The organism is Poseidonocella sp. HB161398, assembly GCF_005870025.1.
Classification (GTDB): domain Bacteria; phylum Pseudomonadota; class Alphaproteobacteria; order Rhodobacterales; family Rhodobacteraceae; genus Mangrovicoccus.
In genome coordinates this window covers 1-1167 of record NZ_VATA01000230.1, presented here as the reverse complement: position 1 = coordinate 1167, position 1167 = coordinate 1, and the positions used below count along the sequence as shown (strand labels likewise).

General features: G+C 63.2%; 1 protein-coding gene. It reads left to right on the top strand.

Going from position 1 to position 1167, the window contains the following annotated elements; all coding sequences use genetic code 11:
* Positions 1-388: 388 nt before the first annotated feature.
* Positions 389-1167: IS256 family transposase (locus tag FGX59_RS36960; protein ID WP_138473487.1), on the top strand; the 779-nt coding region annotated here is incomplete at its 3' end.

Below are 1167 nucleotides of genomic sequence, written 5' to 3'. Positions count from 1 at the left end.
ACAGTACTTTCCATGAACCGAAGATTCTCGAAATTAGAGAGCTTCAAGGCTGACTTCTCGCTGCTGCAGCGAACGACAGGAAAGTCCCGGATAATGTTGAAAAACGCCGGATGCGGTCGAGAGTGGACCCACAGTTGGAACTTTGTTCTAAAACATGGCTAAGGAAATCGGATGTCGAAGCACTTGCGCCCAATCGCGGAACGTCTTCCCTCGAGTTGAAGGTCCGAGGGCAAGATCGCGAGTTTTTCAACGGCATTTCCCGCGCTGCGGAAGTTCGTCCGGCGCGTAGCGAAGATCATGTCCCGATGCGTGGTGTAGCTGGCGGTGGCCATCGGGTTTCTCGGTAGGGTCGGGTTGCTTAGCCAACCTGAACCGAGGGATTTCCCCGATGACCAAACCAATGATGGACCTCCGCGCGCTCGTGGAGAAGAGCGGCGATGCGGATCTGCTGCGCGAGATGATCGGCTTTGCCGCCGAGCGGCTGATGGAGCTGGAGGTCAGCGCCAAGACCGGTGCCGAGTACGGCGAGAAGAGCGGTGACCGGCTGGCGCAGCGGAATGGGTACCGCGACCGGGACTGGCAGACCCGGGCCGGAAGCGTCGAGCTTCGGATTCCCCGACTGCGCACGGGGTCCTATTTCCCATCCTTCCTCGAGCCGCGGCGCTCGGTGGAAAAGGCGCTGACGGCCGTGATCCAGGAAGCCTATGTCCACGGCGTCTCGACGTGCTCGATGGACGACCTCGTGCAGGCCATGGGCGGCACCGGCATTTCCAAGAGCCAGGTCAGCCGCCTGTGCGAGGAGATCGACGAGCGGGTCGATGCCTTCCTGACCCGGCCGATCGAGGGGGAATGGCCCTATCTGTGGATCGACGCGACCTACCTCAAGGTGCGCCAGGGCGGGCGGATCGTCTCCGTGGCCGTCACCATCGCAGTCGGCGTCAACACGGACGGCAGGCGCGAGGTGCTGGGCATGGCGATCGGGGCCTCGGAGGCCGAACCCTTCTGGACCGAGTTCCTGCGCGACCTGGTTCGCCGCGGCCTCGGCGGCGTGAAGCTGGTGGTCAGCGATGCGCATGAGGGCATCAAGGCCGCCACCGCCCGGGTCCTGTCCACGACCTGGCAGCGCTGCGTTCGGCATCGGTCTCGAACCGATGGCGACCAATGCCT